This is a genomic window from Rhizobium sp. NPDC090275, assembly GCF_044772225.1.
In the GTDB taxonomy this organism is placed as follows: Bacteria; Pseudomonadota; Alphaproteobacteria; order Rhizobiales; family Rhizobiaceae; genus Rhizobium.
The window spans coordinates 209,717-228,955 of record NZ_JBIVYL010000008.1 but is presented as its reverse complement, the minus strand read 5'-3'; the positions used below and the strand labels follow the sequence as shown (position 1 = coordinate 228,955).

General features: G+C 60.3%; 14 protein-coding genes. 13 read left to right on the top strand and 1 reads right to left on the bottom strand.

The features are described 5' to 3' along the window. Positions 1 to 54: 54 nt before the first annotated feature. From ACIQUB_RS21175 to ACIQUB_RS21135, 9 genes are all read left to right on the top strand, one after another. On the top strand, positions 55 to 1,953 hold the full coding sequence (locus ACIQUB_RS21175; protein ID WP_402931834.1) for an ABC transporter ATP-binding protein: 1,899 nt from the start codon (positions 55 to 57) through the stop codon (positions 1,951 to 1,953). After that, a complete protein-coding gene (locus ACIQUB_RS21170) occupies positions 1,947 to 3,857 on the top strand; it encodes an ABC transporter substrate-binding protein (protein ID WP_402931832.1) in 1,911 nt (636 codons plus the stop codon). Before ACIQUB_RS21175 ends, ACIQUB_RS21170 begins: the two co-directional genes overlap by 7 nt. A gap of 3 nt (positions 3,858 to 3,860) precedes the next feature. After that, on the top strand, positions 3,861 to 4,859 hold the full coding sequence (locus tag ACIQUB_RS21165; protein WP_047504155.1) for an ABC transporter permease: 999 nt from the start codon (positions 3,861 to 3,863) through the stop codon (positions 4,857 to 4,859). Next, a complete protein-coding gene (locus tag ACIQUB_RS21160; protein WP_402931829.1) occupies positions 4,859 to 6,031 on the top strand; it encodes an ABC transporter permease in 1,173 nt (390 codons plus the stop codon). The genes ACIQUB_RS21165 and ACIQUB_RS21160 overlap by 1 nt, the downstream gene beginning before the upstream one ends. A gap of 85 nt (positions 6,032 to 6,116) precedes the next feature. Beyond that, positions 6,117 to 7,325, top strand: a complete 1,209-nt coding sequence (locus tag ACIQUB_RS21155; protein ID WP_402931827.1) for a glycosyltransferase family protein — start codon at positions 6,117 to 6,119, stop codon at positions 7,323 to 7,325. 11 nt (positions 7,326 to 7,336) lie between these two features. Continuing rightward, entirely contained in the window at positions 7,337 to 8,584 is a 1,248-nt protein-coding gene (locus tag ACIQUB_RS21150) for a glycosyltransferase (protein ID WP_402931991.1), read from the top strand. Beyond that, positions 8,581 to 9,720 carry a glycosyltransferase family protein gene (locus ACIQUB_RS21145; RefSeq protein WP_402931825.1) on the top strand — a complete coding sequence of 380 codons (1,140 nt, stop codon included), beginning with the start codon at positions 8,581 to 8,583 and terminating at the stop codon, positions 9,718 to 9,720. Before ACIQUB_RS21150 ends, ACIQUB_RS21145 begins: the two co-directional genes overlap by 4 nt. 185 nt (positions 9,721 to 9,905) lie before the next feature. Continuing rightward, positions 9,906 to 12,620: an ABC transporter transmembrane domain-containing protein gene (locus tag ACIQUB_RS21140; RefSeq protein ID WP_402931823.1), complete on the top strand. Its 2,715-nt coding sequence runs from the start codon at positions 9,906 to 9,908 to the stop codon at positions 12,618 to 12,620. Between the two features lie 94 nt (positions 12,621 to 12,714). Next, positions 12,715 to 13,182, top strand: coding sequence for a cyclic nucleotide-binding domain-containing protein (locus ACIQUB_RS21135; protein ID WP_209192443.1), 468 nt, complete (start codon positions 12,715 to 12,717; stop codon positions 13,180 to 13,182). Between the two features lie 83 nt (positions 13,183 to 13,265). Here the strand turns inward: ACIQUB_RS21135 and ACIQUB_RS21130 are convergent, their stop codons facing one another. Next, positions 13,266 to 14,597, bottom strand: a complete 1,332-nt coding sequence (locus ACIQUB_RS21130; protein WP_402931820.1) for an MFS transporter — start codon at positions 14,595 to 14,597, stop codon at positions 13,266 to 13,268. A gap of 386 nt (positions 14,598 to 14,983) precedes the next feature. On the opposite strand from ACIQUB_RS21130, the gene cyoA reads away from it, so the two are divergent. Genes cyoA through cyoD form a run of 4 tightly spaced genes read left to right on the top strand, consistent with a single transcriptional unit; the run spans position 14,984 to position 19,217 of the window. Continuing rightward, a complete protein-coding gene (gene cyoA, locus ACIQUB_RS21125) occupies positions 14,984 to 16,141 on the top strand; it encodes a ubiquinol oxidase subunit II (RefSeq protein WP_402931818.1) in 1,158 nt (385 codons plus the stop codon). Positions 16,142 to 16,190: 49 nt separating this feature from the next. Further along, positions 16,191 to 18,194: a cytochrome o ubiquinol oxidase subunit I gene (gene cyoB, locus ACIQUB_RS21120; protein WP_402931816.1), complete on the top strand. Its 2,004-nt coding sequence runs from the start codon at positions 16,191 to 16,193 to the stop codon at positions 18,192 to 18,194. 4 nt (positions 18,195 to 18,198) lie between these two features. After that, positions 18,199 to 18,819 carry a cytochrome o ubiquinol oxidase subunit III gene (gene cyoC, locus ACIQUB_RS21115; RefSeq protein WP_402931814.1) on the top strand — a complete coding sequence of 207 codons (621 nt, stop codon included), beginning with the start codon at positions 18,199 to 18,201 and terminating at the stop codon, positions 18,817 to 18,819. Further along, on the top strand, positions 18,816 to 19,217 hold the full coding sequence (cyoD, locus tag ACIQUB_RS21110; protein WP_018896978.1) for a cytochrome o ubiquinol oxidase subunit IV: 402 nt from the start codon (positions 18,816 to 18,818) through the stop codon (positions 19,215 to 19,217). Before cyoC ends, cyoD begins: the two co-directional genes overlap by 4 nt. Positions 19,218 to 19,239 lie beyond the last annotated feature (22 nt).

Sequence of the window (19,239 nt, the reverse complement as noted above, 5' to 3'; positions counted from 1 at the left end):
CGTACGCTAGTGTCTTCGTAACGGGAACGAAGAAAACTGGGGAATTTCATTGGTATGGCGTCCGCGTCCGATCTGCTGCGCATCGAAAATCTGGATATCTCCTTCTCGGTTTTCGGCGACAAGCTGCGTGTCGTAAAGAACGCAAATTTGCGCATTTTGCCGGGCAAGGTGACGGCGCTTGTCGGCGAATCCGGCTCGGGCAAGTCGGTCATCAGCCAGAGCATCATGGGCATTCTGCCCAATCCCGCGCAGGCATCGGGAAGCATTCTCTTCACCGACCCGCTGGATGGCAAAGCCACCGATATCCTAAAATATTCGCGGGACAGCGAGGAGATGCGCGATCTGCGCGGCCGGCGCATGGCGACCATCTTCCAGGAGCCGATGACGTCGCTGTCGCCGCTGCACACTGTGGGCAACCAGATCAGCGAGTCGCTACTGATCCACACCGACGCGACGAAGAAGGAAGCGCGGCAGAAGACGGAGGAGATGCTCGGCCTCGTCGGCTTCGCCAATCCGAAGCGCACGTTCGACATGTACCCCTTCGAGCTGTCGGGCGGCATGCGCCAGCGCGCCATGATCGCCATGGCGCTCATCTGCAACCCAGCCCTGTTGATCGCCGACGAGCCAACCACCGCGCTCGACGTGACGATCCAGGCGCAGATCCTCGAACTGCTACGCGATCTCCAGCACAAGCTCGGCATGGCGATGCTGTTGATCACCCACGATCTCGGCGTCGTCGCCAACATGGCCGACGAAGTCGTGGTGATCTACCATGGCGAGATCATGGAAGCCGGGCCGGTGGAATCGATCTTCCGCAATCCGCAGCACCCCTATCTCAAGGGTCTGATGGCCGCCGTTCCGCACTTCGACATGAAGGAAGGCGAGCGGCTGAAGGCGCTGCGCGACGTTCCGGTCAATCTCGAATCCCTCGTCGGCAAGAAGAAGGCCAAGGTGGCGGCCGAAGGGCCTGAGGTGCTGTTGTCGGTCAACAATCTGACCAAGACCTTCAAGACACGCAATCGCGGCCTGTTCGGCATGCGCGATCACGCGGGCGTCCGCGCGGTCGACGATGTCAGCTTTGATATTCGTCGCGGCGAATGCCTTGGCCTCGTCGGTGAATCCGGCTGCGGCAAGACCACCGTCAGCAAGATACTCATGCGGGCGATGTCGCCGGACAGCGGCTCGGTGATCTTCAACGACGGCAAGGATGTCGTCGATGTCCTGTCCGTCACCGGCGATGATCTGCAGGAGCTGCGCACCAATATCCAGATGGTCTTTCAGGACCCCGTATCGTCGCTGTCACCACGCATGACCGTGCGCAACATTCTCAGCGAGCCGCTGGAGATCCACGATCGTGGCGACAGCGCGGAGCGTAATCGCAAGGTCGAAGCGCTGATGGGTGCGATCGGGCTGGATAAGCGCTATCTCAACCGCTATCCGCACAGCTTCTCCGGCGGCCAGCGCCAGCGCATCGGGATCGCGCGCGCACTGGCACTCGGACCGAAGCTCATCATCCTCGACGAGCCGGTCTCGGCACTCGACGTTTCGGTGCAGGCGCAGATCCTTAATCTCCTGAAGGATCTCCAGAAGGAGCTTGGACTGACCTATCTGTTCATTTCGCACAATCTGGCCGTGGTCGATTACATGGCCGATCGTATCGCGGTCATGTGCAAGGGCCGCATCGTCGAGATCGCACCCCGCGAGATCATCCTGCGCGATCCCGTCCACCCCTACACCAAGTCGCTCCTGGCAGCCGTCCCCTTCCCCGATCTCGACCGTCCGCTCGACTTCGAGGCATTGCGCAGGAACGGCGCGGCCGACAAGCAGAATTGGGGCGTGACCTTTACCGCCGAGCACGACGACGCATCGGAACTCGACTATGCCGATCTCGGCAACGGGCATTTCGTGCGCGCGCGAAAAGGCGCCGACGCGAAGGAGTTGCGCGCATGGTAACGCGTCGTGGCTTCATCGGCGGACTGGTTGGCGCGGCGATTTCACCATCACTGGCGAAAGCAGTAGGCGATCGGGACATTGAGCCCGAATTCCTGCGCGACTGGCTGCGGGCCGATCGCATCCCGCCGATGGTGGAGCGCCTGCCGACCCACCCGAGAATCATCAACATGAAGGCCACCGGGCGGCAGCCCGGCGTCTATGGCGGCACCGTGCGTACGATCATCGGCAGCGCGAAAGACATCCGCTACATGACGGTCTACGGCTATTCCAGGCTGATCGGCTACGATACCAAGCTGCAGTTCCAGCCCGACATCCTGATGGGCTTCACCTCGGAAAACGACTCCGTCTTCACCTTCCACCTGCGCGAAGGCCATCGCTGGTCAGACGGATCGCCGTTTACGGTGGATGATTTCCGCTACTGGTGGGAAGATGTCATCCTCAACAAGGATCTGACGCCGGGAGGCGGCGCGCTAGAGCTTCGCCCGCATGGCAACCTGCCGCGCTTCGAGGTGCTTGATCCCCTAACCGTGCGCTACACCTGGGACCGGCCGAACCCGAACTTCATGCCGGCGCTCGCCGGCCCCCTGCCGCTGGTCATCTACGGGCCGGCGCATTATCTCAAGCAATTCCACAAGAAGTATCAGGACGACTTTCGTCTGTCCGCGCTGATGAAGCAGAACCGGGTCAAGAAATGGGCCGATTTGCACATCAAGATGTCGCGCGCCTCGCGCCCGGAAAATCCCGACCTGCCGACGCTCGATCCGTGGGTCAACACGACGCCGCCGCCGGCCGAACAGTTCGTCTTCGTGCGCAATCCGTTCTTCCACCGGATCGATGAGAACGGCGTTCAGCTGCCTTACATCGACCGGTTCATCATGGGTGTCAGCTCGTCCTCGATCATCGCCGCCAAGGCGGGCGCGGGCGAATCCGATCTGCAGGCCACTGGCGTCGATTTCAACGACTACACCTACCTCAAGGACGCGGAAAAGCGCTTCCCCGTGAAGGTCAATCTCTGGAAACAGGTGCGCGGCTCACGCGTGGCGCTGCTGCCGAACCTCAATTGTGCCGACGATGTCTGGCGCAAGCTTTTCCGCGAGACGAGCTTCCGGCGCGCGCTTTCGCTCGCGGTCGACCGGCACGAAATCAACATGGTGGCCTTCTACGGCCTCGGCAAGCCGAGCGCCGACACCGTGCTTCCGGATAGTCCGCTGTTCAAGCAGGAATATGCCGACGCCTTCATCGCCCATGATCCTGATGAAGCCAACCGCCTGCTCGATGAACTGGGGCTGACCCAGCGCGACAGCGAAGACATCCGCCTGCTGCCGGATGGGCGCCGCGCCGAGATCACGGTGGAAACCGCTGGCGAGAGCAATCTCGATACCGACGTGCTCGAACTGGTGCGCGATCACTGGCGCGAAGTGGGCATTGCGCTTTACACCCGCACCTCGCAACGCGACGTCTTCCGTGACCGCGCCATGAGCGGACGCATCATGATGTCGATCTGGTTCGGCATCGACAATGGCGTGGCGACGGCCGACATGTCGCCCAGCCAGCTGGCGCCGACCATGGACGACCAGCTGCAATGGCCTCTCTGGGGCATGTACCATTTGTCAGCCGGGCAAGCTGGAACGGCGCCTGACCTGCCCGAAGCCGAACAGCTGGTCAGCTTGCTCAGCCATTGGGGTGCGACCTCTCACTTCGAGGAACGCCAGGCGATCTGGCACCAAATGCTGTCGCTCTACACGCAGCAGGTCTTCTCGATCGGATTGATCAACAGTACGCTGCAACCCATTCTGAAATCGGCGAAATTGCAGAACGTGCCGGAGCAGGGCCTCTATGGCTTCGACCCGACGTCCTATCTCGGCATCTACATGCCAGACACCTTCTGGTTCAAGGAGGCCTGAGCGATGTTGAGATATATCCTCTGGCGCATCGCCGCCATGGTGCCCACGCTGTTCATCATCTCGGCGCTGGTCTTCACAATTATCGAACTGCCGCCTGGCGACTTCTTCGAAAGCCAGATTGCCGAATTGCGCGCGCAGGGCGAGAACGCCAACCTGCAGGAGATCGAGGAACTCAGGAAACAGTACGGTTTCGATAAGCCGGCCGTGGTCCGCTATTTCTACTGGGTCGGCGGCATGCTGCATGGCGACTTCGGCTATTCGTTCGAATACCAGCTCCCGGTCTCCGAAGTGGTGGGCGACCGGCTGTGGCTGACCATTCTGGTCTCCTTCGCCACCATTCTCCTGACCTGGCTGATCGCCTTTCCGATCGGCATCTATTCCGCGACCCACCAGTATAGCTGGGGTGACTACGGCCTGACGCTGTTCGGCCTGCTCGGCATAGCCATTCCGAACTTCATGCTGGCGCTGATCCTCATGTATTTCGCCAACATCTGGTTCGGGGTGTCGATCGGCCATCTGATGGACCAGAAATATCTCGCAGAGCCGATGAGCTGGGAAAAGGCGAGATCGATCCTCTCGCATTTGTGGATCCCCGTAATCATCGTCGGCACAGCGGGTACCGCAGGCATGATCCGGCGGCTTCGCGCCAATCTGCTCGATGAGATGCAGAAGCAATATGTCGTGACTGCGCGCGCCAAGGGTCTTCATCCGCTGCGCGCACTGCTCAAATATCCGCTGCGCATGGCGCTGAACTTCTTCGTCGCCGATATCGGCTCGATCCTGCCTTCGATCATCTCTGGCGCGGAAATCGTCGCGATCGTGCTGTCGCTTGAGACCACCGGCCCGATGCTGATCAAGGCGCTGCAGAGCCAGGACATGTATCTGGCCGGCTCCTTCCTGATGTTTCTGGCCTTCCTGAACGTCATCGGCGTGCTGATCTCGGACATCGCCCTTGGCTTCCTCGACCCGCGTATTCGCCTGCAAGGCAGGAGCACCAAATAATGTCGCCCTTGCCCCCACCCGGCGCACCGATGCCGCACTATGTCTCGACCGCGCCATTCGATCCGATGGCGACCGAAACGATGACGGCGGCGCAATCGCGCATCCACCTGGCTTCGCAAAAGCAGCTGATGTGGTGGAAGTTCAAGCAGCACCGCCTGGCGCTGGCCTCGGCGGTTTTCCTGATCGCCGTCTACCTGATGATCGTCGTCGTGGAATTCGTGGCGCCCTACGGGCTGCACACCAAAAACGTCGATTTCATCCACTCGCCGCCGCAACGTGTGCACTTTTTCAATGACGGCAAGTTCGTCGGCCCGTTCGTCTATGGCCGCACGATGTCGCTGGATATGGACACGCTGCACAGGTTCTATAACGACAAGCCCGACGATGTGCAGCCGATCCGCTTCTTCTGCCGCGGCGACGCCTACAAGTTCTGGGGCGTGTTCGATTCGAACCTGCATATGGTCTGCCCCGCCGAGGGCGGCCAGATGTTTCTGCTCGGGACCGACCGGCTGGGGCGCGACGTGCTTTCGCGCATTCTCTACGGTGCCCGAATCTCGCTGACGATCGGCCTGATCGGCATCTCGATCAGCTTCTGCCTCGGCATCGTCATCGGCGGCCTTGCGGGCTATCGTGGCGGCGTGTTCGACCTGATCGTGCAACGCCTGATCGAAGTGCTGCAATCGCTCCCGAGCCTGCCGCTGTGGATGGCGCTGGCGGCGATCATGCCGGTGACGTGGAGCCCTCTCGTCATCTATTTCGGCATCACCATCATTCTCGGTATCATCGACTGGACCGGTCTGGCGCGCGCCGTGCGCTCCAAGCTGCTGGCATTGCGCGAAGAGGATTATGTGCAGGCTGCCCAGCTGATGGGTGCCAGCACTTCGCGCGTGATCGGGCGGCATCTCGTGCCGGGCTTCATGTCGCACCTGATCGCCTCGGCAACAATTTCCATTCCGAGCATGATCCTGGGCGAGACCGCGCTGAGCTTCCTCGGGCTTGGCCTGCGTCCGCCGATAACCAGCTGGGGCATTCTGCTGACGGAAGCCAAGAGCGTAAGTGTTATTGCGTTCTATCCGTGGTTGCTTTTCCCGATTATACCTGTGGTCTTGGTGATTTTGGCGTTCAACTTTCTGGGAGACGGGTTGCGCGATGCGGCTGATCCCTACAAATAACGGCCTGCGGCGATCCACCGTGATCCGTCGCAAGCGTCGTTGAAAGCGGCGGTGCTAGATGATGTATAGCCCGGAAGGAATGTCCATGGCCCGGCGCCTGGAAGACGCACGCATCCTCATGTATAGCCACGACACGTTCGGGCTCGGCCATCTGCGCCGCTGTCGGACCATTGCGCATGCCCTGGTCGAAGATTATCGCGGCCTGAACATCCTGATCATCTCAGGCGCGACAATCGCCGGGGCTTTCGACTATCGCGCCCGTGTCGACTTCGTGAAGGTCCCAAGCGTCATCAAGCTGCGCAACGGCGAATACACCTCGATGGCAAGCCATATCGATCTTCAGGATACGCTGAAGATGCGCGAATCGATCATCCGCCACACGGCCGAAACGTTCCAGCCCGACATCTTTATCGTCGACAAGGAGCCGATGGGACTGAAGGGTGAGGTCGAGGAGACGCTCAACTATTTGAAGGCACGCGGCACGACGCTTGTGCTTGGCCTGCGCGAGATCATGGACGCCCCTCACCTGCTCGACGCCGAGTGGAAGAAGAACGGCGTGATGCAGAAGATCGATCAATATTACGATTCGATCTGGGTCTACGGCCCGCCTGATTTCTATGACCCGCTCGTCGGCCTCGATGTGCCCGCTAGCGTTCGCCGCAAGATGGACTTCGTTGGCTTCCTGCAGCGCAGCGTTTCGGCCAACAAGACATCGATTAACGCGCGCAGCGACGATTATATTCTCGTCACAACGGGTGGCGGCGGCGATGGCTCCGATCTCGTGCACGACGTGATGAATGCCTATGAGCAGGACCCAACCTTGCAGCAGAAGGCACTGGTCGTGCTCGGTCCTTACATGCCCGCGGCCGAACGAACGACGCTGGTCCAGAAGGGATCGAAGATCCCCTATATTCAGGTGATCGAATTCGACAACAACATGGAAGAGCTGATCGCCGGCGCTGCCGGCGTGGTTGCGATGGGTGGCTACAACACCTATTGCGAAATCCTCTCCTTCGATAAACCGGCGCTGATCGTGCCCCGCGTCAAGCCGCGTGAGGAGCAGTTGTTGCGCGCGCAGCGCGCCAGCGACCTTGGCCTCGTCGAGATGCTTCTGCCGGAAGCATCGGCCGACGCCGCCGTCATGGCCGACGCGCTGAAGCGCCTGCCGCATCGACAGCCGCCTTCGATGAGCGGATCCAACATGCGGCTTGAGGGCCTCAACCATATTTCCGAGACGGTCGGCGCCTGGCTCGACAACCGTGGCCGCCACCTTTCCGTCGTCGGCGCCGAGTGAAAGTCGCATCATTGCCGCCACGCCGGAAATTGCTTGTCGTCCTGAAGGGCTATCCGCGCCTTTCGGAAACCTTCATCGCGCAGGAATTGCTCGGTCTCGAGAAGGCCGGTTTCGACCTGACCTTGATCTCCATGCGCCGCCCGACCGACAAGAAGCGCCATCCCGTCCATGACGAGATCAAGGCCCGCGTCGTCTACCTGCCGGAATATCTGCACGAAGAACCGCTCAGGGTGCTGAAGGGGCTGCTTGCCAGCTTCAGGAAGCCGGGCTTTGGCGCGCTGATGAAGCGCTTCTTCAAGGACCTGCCGCGCGATATCTCGCGCAATCGCTTTCGCCGGCTTGGCCAGGCAATGGTGCTCGCCCATGAATGGCCCGACGGCGGAGAGTGGCTGCACGCGCATTTCATCCACACGCCCGCCTCCGTCACAGAATATGCGAGCCTTTTGACCGGCGTGCCGTGGACCTGCTCGGCCCATGCCAAGGACATCTGGACATCGCCCGACTGGGAGCTGACGGAAAAGCTTTCCAGCGCCCGATGGGCCGTGACCTGCACCCGCAATGGCTACCAGCACATGCGCACGCTGACATCGCGCAAGGACGCGGTGCATCTCAGCTATCACGGTCTCGATCTGGCGCGCTTCGGTCATTTCCCCGGCGAACGATCCGGCGGGGATGGCAGCGATCCGACGAAGCCCGTGTTCCTGCTCAGTGTCGGGCGCGCGGTGGAGAAGAAGGGTTATGACACCTTGCTGCGTGCGCTTGCGCTCCTGCCCAGCGATCTGAACTGGCGTTTCGAGCATATCGGCGGCGGTGATGAACTGGCCAAGCTGAAGGCGCTGGCGAGCGAACTCAAGCTCTCCGAGCGCATTACCTGGAAGGGCGCGCTCGCCCAGGAGGAGGTTCTGGATCACTATCGCCGCGCCGATCTCTTCGCCCTCGCCTGCCGCATCGCGGCCAATGGCGATCGCGACGGATTGCCGAACGTTCTCGTCGAGGCATCCAGCCAGCGTCTGCCTTGCATCTCGACCTCCGTGTCCGGCGTGCCGGAACTGCTGGTCGATGGCGAGAATGGGCTTCTGGTCGAACCAGATGATCCCAAGGCGCTGGCGAAAGCGCTTGAGATAGCCATTCGCGATCCCGGCTTGCGGCAGAGGCTGGGCGACGCTGCCGAGATGCGCGTGCGCAGCCACTTCGACTACAATGCCAGCATCGTCCAGCTCAGCCAGCTGTTCCAACAGGAGTGGCAGAAAGCATCATGAGCGCTCCGAGGGTATTCTTCTACGTTCAGCACCTGCTCGGCATAGGCCACATCGCGCGCGCAAGCCGCATCGCCAATGCCCTGCAAAACGATGGCTTCGATGTCACCGTCGTGACTGGCGGGCTGCCTGTCGCGGGTTTCCCGGCTGCGGGGCTGAAGACGGTGGCGCTTCCTCCGGTGGTGGCCAGCAATGCCGGTTTTTCCGGGCTCGCCGATGAACGGGGTGTTGCGGTCGATCAGGATTTTCTCGATCGGCGCCGGGACCTGTTGCTGCAGGCGTTTCGCGATGCGCGCCCCGACGTGGTCATCATCGAGGCTTTTCCTTTTGGCCGCAGGCAGATGCGTTTCGAACTTCTACCGCTCATCGAAGCGATCGAGGCATCGAGCCCACGACCGAGACTCTTGAGCTCCGTGCGCGACATATTGCAGGAAAACCGCAAGGCCGGTCGCGATGCCGAAACCGTGAAGCTCGTGCAGGCGCATTTCGATGGCGTGCTCGTTCATGGCGATCCCGACTTCATCCGCTTGGAAGACACGTTCCCGCTGACTGCTGATATCGCCGACAAGGTCTCCTATACCGGGATCGTCGCGCCGCCTCCGCCCGAGCCGGCATCGGAGATATTCGACATCATCGCATCCGCCGGTGGTGGCGCGGTTGGGATGGAGCTTTTGAATGCAGCCGGCCAAGCCGCGAAAATGCTGCCGGCTGATCTGCGCTGGCTGCTGATCAGCGGCCCGAACCTGCCGGAGACGGATTTCGCGACGCTGTCGCAAGCGATCCCATCCAACGTCACGCTCGTCCGGTTCCGCAAGGATTTCCCCTCGTTGCTCGGCGCCGCGCGCGTGTCCATTTCGCAGGCGGGCTACAACACGGTGGGCGACCTCATGCGCACCGATTGCCGGCCGATCCTGATCCCGTTCGTGGCGGGTGGGGAGACCGAGCAGACCGTCAGGGCCGAGCGGCTTGCCAAGCTCGGCTTGGCCGAGTTGCTGCCCGAAAAAGGGTTGACAGCGGATCATGTGGCGGCGGCGGTGAGTGCAGCGCTTGCGGCCCCCAACCGTCGCACCGTCGATCTTGATATCGATCTCGAAGGCGCCAAACGAACGGCCGAAATCATTCGCGCTATGCTCGCGTGAAACTCTCGCCCTTTATGAAAATCATGTGATATAAAACAGACTCTCGCGTGAATCGGCATCCAGTAATACACGCCGCTTCGCGTTGTTTTTATTGAGCGATCCGGTAGCATGATCCTGTTCTCGGTACCACCGCCCTCTCGTGCAGGATTGATGTCTCAAATTTTCCCGACAATCGACGGTTAGCAATGGAAAAAAGCCTCGCGCGATATATCTGGTCGAACACGCGGCTGCAGCAGCTTTGGATTCTGGCGGTCGTCGCGCTCTCGATGGTGCCCTACTTCCTGTCGTTCGACCTGCCCAAGCAGATCGTCAATGGACCTATTCAGGGCTCGGGCTTCGAGGGTGAAGGCGCCACGCAGACCTTCATGCATCTGTCCTACACCTTCCCGCTGATCGGAAAGGTGGAGTTCTTCCAGGGCGTCCAGCTCGGCCGCGAGCAGATGCTGATGGCGCTCAGCCTGGTTTTCCTGGCGCTCGTCGTCCTCAACGGTCTCTTCAAGTTCTACATCAACACCTACAAGGGCCGGCTCGGCGAGCGCATGCTGCGGCGTATCCGCTTTCAGCTGATCGACCGGGTTCTGCGTTTCCCACCCAACCACTTCAAGCGCGTGAAGTCCGCTGAAATCGCGACCATGATCAAGGACGAAGTCGAGCCCATGGGCGGCTTCACCGGGGATGCCTTCGTCTCGCCCGCCCTGCTCGGCGGCCAGGCGCTGACGGCGCTCGCCTTCATCATCGTGCAGAACTTCTGGCTGGGCATGATCGCGGCTGCGATCGTCGGCGTTCAGGCCGTCGTCATCCCCCGCATGCGCAAGCGACTGTTGGAACTCGGTCGCCAGCGCCAGTTGACAGCGCGCGAGCTTTCCGGCCGTGTCGGCGAGATCGTCGATGGCATCGGCACGATCCACGGCAACGACACGTCGAACCTCGAACGCGCCGACATCGCCGCGCGCCTCGGTCTCATCTTCTCGATCCGCTACGATCTCTATCAGTGGAAGTTCCTGGTCAAGTTCCTGAACAACTTCCTGGCGCAGGTCACCCCATTCCTGTTCTACGCGATCGGCGGCTATCTGGCGCTTCAGGGGCGGCTGGATATCGGGCAGCTGGTGGCCGTCATCAGCGCCTACAAGGATCTGCCGGGACCGCTGAAGGAACTGATCGACTGGGACCAGATGCGCCAGGACGTGCAGGTCAAGTACCAGCAGGTCTACGAGCAGTTCAATGTCGAGCCGCTGATCGACGACAGCATCCACAAGGTCGCCATTGAAGAGGTCGCGGCTTTAGCCGCACCGATCGTCGTCACCAACCTTGCCGTCAGCGACGATAGCGGCGCCAAGTTGATCGATCACGTCTCCGTCGAGATCAAGCCGAACGAGACGGTCGCCGTCGTCGGCCCTAATTCGAGCGGGGCGGAAGCCTTCGCCGAAGCGCTCGGCCGGGTGGTCTGGCCTAACTCAGGCCGTATCACCATCGATGGAAAAGATTTGCTGGAACTGCCGGAATCGGTTTCGGGCCGCCGGATTTCCTATGCCTCGTCGGATCTTTATTTCTTCCAGGGAACGCTGCGCGACAACCTTCTCTATGGCCTGAAGCACGCGCCGCTGAAGGATCCCGAATACGACGAGCAGACGGCCCAAGAAGCCAAGTGGCATGCCTTGGAAGCGATCAAGGCCGGCAACCCGACGCTCGACCCGAACAGCGACTGGGTGGACTACCGCGCGGCGGGCGCCACGGGTCCTGGCGATATCCTGACGGCGATGCGGCCGGCTCTCGACGCCGTGCTAATCACCGAGGACATTCTTGATCTCGCGCTGCGCTCGACTGTCGACACGCACGTCCACACAAAGCTTGCAGAGCATATCGTCGATCTGCGTGCGGCGCTCCGCGAGAAGATGCAGCAGTCGGAGCTCGGTAACATCGTCGTACCCTTCGACTTCGATAGCTACAACGCGCAGGCCACCGTCGGTGAGAACCTGCTTTTCGGCTCGATGAAACGGCCGATCATGAACAACAGGCGTCTGGCGGCGCATCCCTATTTCCAGACACTGTTCCGGGAAACGGGACTGAGCAACGACCTCTACGCGATGGGCCTTGAGATCGCCGAGAACGCGGTCGAACTCTTCCACGACCTGCCGCCGGACCACCCTTTCTTCCAGCAGCTGACCTTCATGACGGCGGACGACATTCCGACCTATCAGGCGCTGCTGCAGAAGCTCAGTAGCCGCAAGTTCGACGATGCCACGCCGGAAGAACGCTCGGCCATCATCCGGTTGAGCTTCGCCTATATCGAACCCCGCCACCGCTTCGGTCTCCTGACCGACGAGCTGACGGCCAAGATCGTCAGCGCACGCAAGCAGTTCCACGAGAATATTCCGGATGATCTCGCCGCCGTCATCGAGCGGTACGATCCCGAGCACTTCATCTCGTCGGCGAGCCTGATGGACAACGTCCTGTTCGGTCGTATCGCCTACCAGCGCGCCGACGCCTCCGAGAGCATCCGCTCGATCATGGTCGGCCTCTTCGAAACGCTCGATCTCTTCGACGATGTGCTGTCGATCGGCCTTGAGTTCGATGTCGGCTCCGGCGGCAAGCGATTGACGATGGTCCAGCGCCAGAAGCTGAACCTGGCGCGAACGCTGCTCAGGCGTTCGGACTACATCATTCTCAACCGGCCGCTGTCAGCGCTGGACCAGCGCGTGCAGGATCAGATCACCAACAATCTCGTCAACGAGCTGCATCACGAGGGCGAGCGGCCGGCGATCGTCTGGGTTCTTTCGAATGCCAGACTGGCCGCGCTCTTCGATCGAATCCTGCTTTTCGACCGTGGAAGCCTAGTCGAGGCCGGGAATTTTCCGGAACTTTCCGAACAGAACAGGATGTTCAAGGAACTGTTATCGTAATATTCTACAGGGGCTACAAAAGTGACGTCCTGCCAAAAAGGACGCACGTCATTCTAGCAAGCGCGCCGCGAGCGCGCAGGGAGAAAATAAGCTCATGCTGCTGAGAGACGAAGTCGAGATGCTGCGGCGCGTGCCGATCTTTTCGCGGATTGCACCAGCCAAGCTCAAACTTTTGGCCTTCACCTCGGATCGCATGACATATAGCGCCGGTCAGGATCTATTCCGACAAGGCGACCCAGGGGACGCCGCCTATGTGGTGCTCTCGGGAACAGCCGATATTCTCGTTCGCTCGCCCGCTGGCGACATCAAGGTTGCGGACGTCGATCCCAATTCGATCGTCGGCGAGATCGCGATCCTCTGCGACGTCTCACGTACCGCAACCGTTCGCGCCACGTCGGCGCTTGAAGTGCTGCGCATCAGCAAGGAGCATTTCCTGAAGCTGCTGAGCGACTTTCCCGAGATGGCCGTCGAGATCATGCGCGTTCTAGCGGATCGTCTGAACCACACGACTGCCGAACTGACCGCCGCGCGCGCGGCAAAGAAGCCGGAAGCGGTGAATTAGACGACCCCTCGCAATTTAAGCGGAAACGCAAAAGCCCGCCTGAACATCAGTTCTGGCGGGCTTTCTTTATTCGCGGCAATCAATCAGTCGCGCTGTTCGAGCGCCCGGCTGAAGGCCAGAGCAGCCAGCGTACAGATCGCACCCGACAGCAGGTAGTAGCCGACGAAGGTCAGGCCGAAGCGGCTGGACAGGCTGAGTGCGACGAGCGGCGCGAAGCCGGCGCCGACGAGCCAAGCCAGGTCGGACGTAAACGCCGCACCCGTGTAGCGGTATCCCCGGCCGAAGCGCGACGAGATCGACCCCGTGGCCTGGCCGAAGGACAGTCCGAGAACGCCGAAGCCGATGATAACGAAGGCATCGTGGCCATTCGAGCCCGAGCCGAGCATGATCGGGCCGACGAAGCTGAAGATCGCGATCAGCACCGCGCAAACGGCGAGCTGCCCACGCCGACCGATACGGTCAGCCATCAGGCCCGACGCGATGATCGTCAGGATCCCGACCATGGCGCCGACCGTCTGCACCAGCATGAAAGCGCCGATCGGCTGATCGCCGTAAAGGCTCATCCAGCCAAGCGGGAAGATCGTGACGAGGTGGAACATCGCAAAGCTTGCCAGCGGCACGAAGGCGCCGATCAGGATATCGCGACCGTGGATGCGCACGACATCGCGAATCGGTGCGGCTTCGAGCTCGTGCTGTTCCAGCGCCGTGCCGAATTCCGTCGTCATCACCAGGCGCAGACGCGCGAAGAGCGCGACGACGTTGATGGCGAAAGCGACGAAGAACGGATAGCGCCAGCCCCAGCTGAGGAAGTCTTCCGACGACAGATTGGCGACGAAGTAGCCGAACAGCAGGCTTGCCAGTGCAAAGCCGATCGGCGCGCCAAGCTGCGGGATCATCGCATACCAGCCGCGGTGATTCTTCGGCGCGTTCAGCGCCAGAAGCGACGCCAGGCCATCCCAGGCGCCGCCGAGCGCGAAACCCTGCCCCAATCGGAACAGCGCCAGAAGCGCGATCGACCAGGCGCCGATCTCACTATAACCCGGCAAGAACGCGATTGATGCGGTGGATCCACCGAGCAGGAACAGGGCGATGGTGAGCTTGGTACCGCGGCCATACAGGCGGTCGATCGTCATGAAGACCACCGAACCGACGGGACGAGCCAGGAATGCAAGCGAAAAGATCGCAAAGGAATAAAGTGTGGCTGTCAACCTGTCCGGCGCGAACGGAAAGACAAGCTGCGGAAAGACCAGCACCGAGGCCAGCCCGTAGACGAAGAAATCGAAGAACTCGGATGTGCGTCCAATGACGACACCGATTGCAATGCTGCCCGGCGACACCGGCTTATCAGCATGAATTTGTCTCGCGTCACGTTCCATGGACGTGGACGAAGGACCATAGTTAGTCACAGTAGCCATATTCAAAACGCCTCCCTCGTTAAGACGCTTGCGGCAAAGCGTCTCAGGTAAGATTTTGAACTAACTGTCGTGCTTATCAAGGGTGGAATGCAGAAATAGTTTATGACCGGCTTCGAAAATTAGCGCCACATGAAGAATTGTGCGCGAAAGCGCTAAAATAAGGCCCTGAACGGTGGTCGAAGGGGCTTTCGGGGATATATAGTTGCACGAATGCGGCGGCGTGCAAAAAATGCCTCTTTTCGCCGCTTCAAGTTTTTGACATCGCACGCGCTCCGTCGTATCCCGCACTGCGGCAATTCTGCTGCGCTGCGACCAAACACCTCATGTTGCTACAAGTTATAGTGCTTTAGTCGCGGATCGGACGAAACAAAAAGAGCAATAACGACGTGCAAAAGCTGTCAAAGTTTTCCCGCCATCTCGTCATTCTGCCGCTGTTTTTCATGCTCGCAGGATGTAACCTGGTGGTCATGTCGCCTTCCGGCGATATCGCCATGCAACAGCGAGACCTGATCATCGTGTCAGTCCTGCTGATGCTGTTGATCATCATCCCGGTGATTTGTCTGACGCTGTTTTTCGCTTGGCGCTACCGCCAGTCGAACACCTCCGCCACGTATGATCCGGAATGGCATCATTCCACGCGCCTCGAAGTGGTCATCTGGTCCGCTCCGCTCGCGATCATCATCGTGCTGGGTGCGATCACCTGGATCACCACGCACAAGCTCGATCCGTACCGTCCGCTCGACCGCATCGATGCGGAGCGCACGATTCCCGCCGACGTAAAGCCCCTGACCGTCCAGGTCGTCGCTCTCGACTGGAAATGGCTGTTCTTCTACCCGGAACTGGGCATCGCAACCGTCAACGAACTGGCGGCTCCCGTCGATGTTCCGATCAACTTCGAGATCACCGCGTCGTCAGTGATGAACTCGTTCTATATCCCCGCACTCGCTGGCCAGATCTACGCAATGCCCGGCATGCAGACCAAGCTGCACGCCGTCATCAACAAGGAAGGCGTGTACGACGGTTTCTCCGCGAACTATAGCGGCGCCGGCTTCTCCCACATGCGCTTCAAGTTCCACGGCATGAACCAGCAGGGTTTCGAAAGCTGGGTGGCTCAGGTCAAGAACCAGGGCACCGCGCTTAACCGCGACGCCTATCTCAAGCTCGAACGTCCGAGCGAGCGCGAGCCGGTTCGCTACTACGCCACCGCCGACAAGGATCTCTACAACGCGATCCTGAACATGTGCGCCACGCCCGGCAAAATGTGCATGAACGAAATGATGCATATCGACATGATGGGCGGCGCCGGCAAGGAAAGCCATGAGAACCGCGACAAGCTGAAATTCGAAGGTGAGCCAATCGACGGTTTCCATCCTCCGGCTGCAGGCGAATCGCAGGACGCGCCCGCGCACGGTGCCGAGAGCATGGACAACATGCCGGGCATGCAGAACGCTTCCGACGCGACGGCCGCACCTGCCATGACCATGCAGCACGACGGCCATACCATGCCGTCGTCCGACGCGAGCGCGCCTGCTGCGACCAAATAATTCAACCTGGCGCTTTGCGTCTAAAAGACACCAATGAACGGGTTACTCCATGTTTTCCAATCCTGACCTTCTGAAGTTGATCTTCGGCCGGTTGACGATCGAGGCAATCCCCTATCACGAGCCAATTCTCGTCGCCACGTTTGGCGCGGTCGTGGTCGGCGGGATCGCGGTCCTCGGTCTCATCACCTACTTCAAACTCTGGACCTATCTCTGGAAAGAGTGGTTCACCAGCGTCGACCACAAGAAGATCGGCATCATGTATGTCATTCTTGCTCTGGTCATGCTGCTGCGCGGCTTTGCCGACGCCCTCATGATGCGTACCCAGCAGGCGATGGCCTTCAACGGCAATCCCGGCATTTTCCCGCCTCACCACTACGACCAGGTCTTCACGGCCCACGGCGTCATCATGATCTTCTTCATGGCCATGCCGTTCGTTACTGGTCTTATGAACCTCGTGGTTCCGCTTCAGATCGGCGCACGCGACGTCTCCTTCCCCTTCCTGAACAACTTCTCGTTCTGGATGACGACGGCCGGCGCGGTCTTGATCATGATGTCGCTGTTCGTCGGCGAATTCGCGCGTACCGGCTGGCTGGCCTATCCGCCGCTCTCGGGCGTCGAATATAGCCCTGGCGTTGGCGTCGACTATTACATCTGGGGCCTGCAGGTCGCCGGTATCGGAACGACGTTGTCGGGTATCAACCTGATCGCGACGATCGTTAAGATGCGTGCGCCCGGCATGACCATGATGAAGATGCCGGTCTTCACCTGGACCTCGCTCTGCACCAACGTGCTGATCGTCGCCTCCTTCCCGATCCTGACCGCAACGCTCGCGCTGCTGTCGCTCGATCGCTACGCCGGCACGAACTTCTTCACCAACGATCTTGGTGGCAACCCGATGATGTATGTGAACCTCATCTGGATCTGGGGTCACCCGGAAGTTTACATCCTCGTGCTGCCTGCCTTCGGCATCTTCTCGGAAGTCGTCGCAACCTTCACCGGCAAGCGCCTGTTTGGTTATGCCTCGATGGTTTACGCCACCGTCGTCATCACCATCCTGTCGTACCTCGTCTGGCTGCACCACTTCTTCACCATGGGTTCGGGCGCAAGCGTGAACTCCTTCTTCGGCATCACGACGATGATCATTTCCATCCCGACAGGGGCGAAGATGTTCAACTGGCTGTTCACGATGTATCGCGGTCGTATTCGCTACGAAGTGCCGATGCTGTGGACGATCGGCTTCATGGTGACCTTCGTCATCGGCGGCATGACCGGCGTCATGCTGGCTATCCCGCCTGCCGACTTCGTGCTGCACAACTCGCTGTTCCTCATCGCCCACTTCCACAACGTCATCGTCGGCGGCGTGGTGTTCGGTCTGATGGCCGGCGTGACCTACTGGTTCCCGAAGGCTTTCGGCTTCAAGCTCGATCCGTTCTGGGGCAAGATGTCCTTCTGGTTCTGGCTGGTCGGCTTCTACTTCGCCTTCATGCCGCTCTACGTTCTCGGCCTGATGGGCGTAACCCGCCGCATGTCGCAGTTCGAAGATCCGTCACTGCAGATCTGGTTCATCATCGCTGCCTTCGGCGCCTTCCTCATCGCGCTCGGCATCGGTTCGTTCCTGATCCAGCTCGTCGTCAGCTTCCTGAAGCGCGAAGAGCTGCGTGACACGACCGGCGACCCGTGGGGTGCCCGTACGCTCGAGTGGTCGACCTCGTCGCCGCCTCCGGCCTACAACTTCGCGCTCACGCCGATCGTTTACGACCATGACAGCTGGTACGACATGAAGGCTCGCGGCCACGTCCGTCCGACGGAAGGCTTCAAGCCGATCCACATGCCGAAGAACACCGGTACCGGTGTCATCCTCGGTGCTCTGAGCGTCGTCTTCGGCTTCGCGATGATCTGGTACATGTGGTGGCTCGTCGTGCTCTCGGCCGTCGCCATGCTCGTGATCACCATCGGTCACACGTTCAACTACAAGCGTGACTTCTACATCCCCGTAGAGGAAGTCGTGGAAACGGAAGACAAGCGCACCAAGCTGCTTGCCGAGCAGGTGTAAGATCATGAGCAACTCTGCAATCGATACGGCTGAAAAGCCCGAATTCTACCTGACGGAAGAGCATCATCCGGAAAACAGCACCATGCTGGGTTTCTGGCTCTACCTGATGAGCGACTGCCTGATCTTCGCGATCCTGTTCGCCACCTACGCCGTTCTCGGCCGCAATTATGCGGCCGGCCCGTCGCCGGCAGATCTCTTCGATCTGCCGCTGGTGGCGGTCAACACCTCCATGCTGCTCCTCTCCTCCATCACCTATGGCTTCGCCATGCTACAGATGGAGCGGGCAAAGAAGGCTGAAACACTGTTCTGGCTCGCCGTCACCGGCGTGTTCGGCGCCGTGTTCATCGCGCTCGAACTTTACGAGTTCATCCACCTGATCCACGAAGGTGCGGGCCCGCAGCGTTCGGCGTTCCTGTCGGCGTTCTTCACGCTGGTCGGCACGCACGGTCTCCACGTCACCTTCGGCATCATCTGGCTGGTGACGTTAATGGTCCAGGTTTCGATGCATGGCTTGATCCCTGAGAACAAGCGTCGCCTGATGTGCCTTTCGATGTTTTGGCACTTCCTCGACGTTGTCTGGATCGGCGTCTTCTCGATTGTTTATCTTATGGGAGTACTCGGATGAGTTCGCACGCACCCGCACACGAGGATGCTCACGAAGCCCATCATGGGCACAGCCATGGGCATGAAGCAGCGCACGGCAGCTTCAAAAGCTACATGATCGGCTTCGTCCTGTCGGTCATCCTGACGGCTATTCCGTTCTGGCTGGTCATGGCAGGCGTCTTCGACAGCAAGGCTGTCACCGCTGCCCTGATCATGATTTTCGGCGTGATCCAGATCGTCGTTCACATGATCTTCTTCCTGCACATGAACTCTCGCTCCGAGGGTGGCTGGACGTTGCTGGCGCTGATCTTCACGATCCTGCTCGTGGTCATCGCACTCTCCGGCTCGCTCTGGGTCATGCATCATCTCAATACGAACATGATGCCGATGAACCCGGAAATGATGAAAAACATGCCCTGACGGGCACAATGGACGGGCGGCG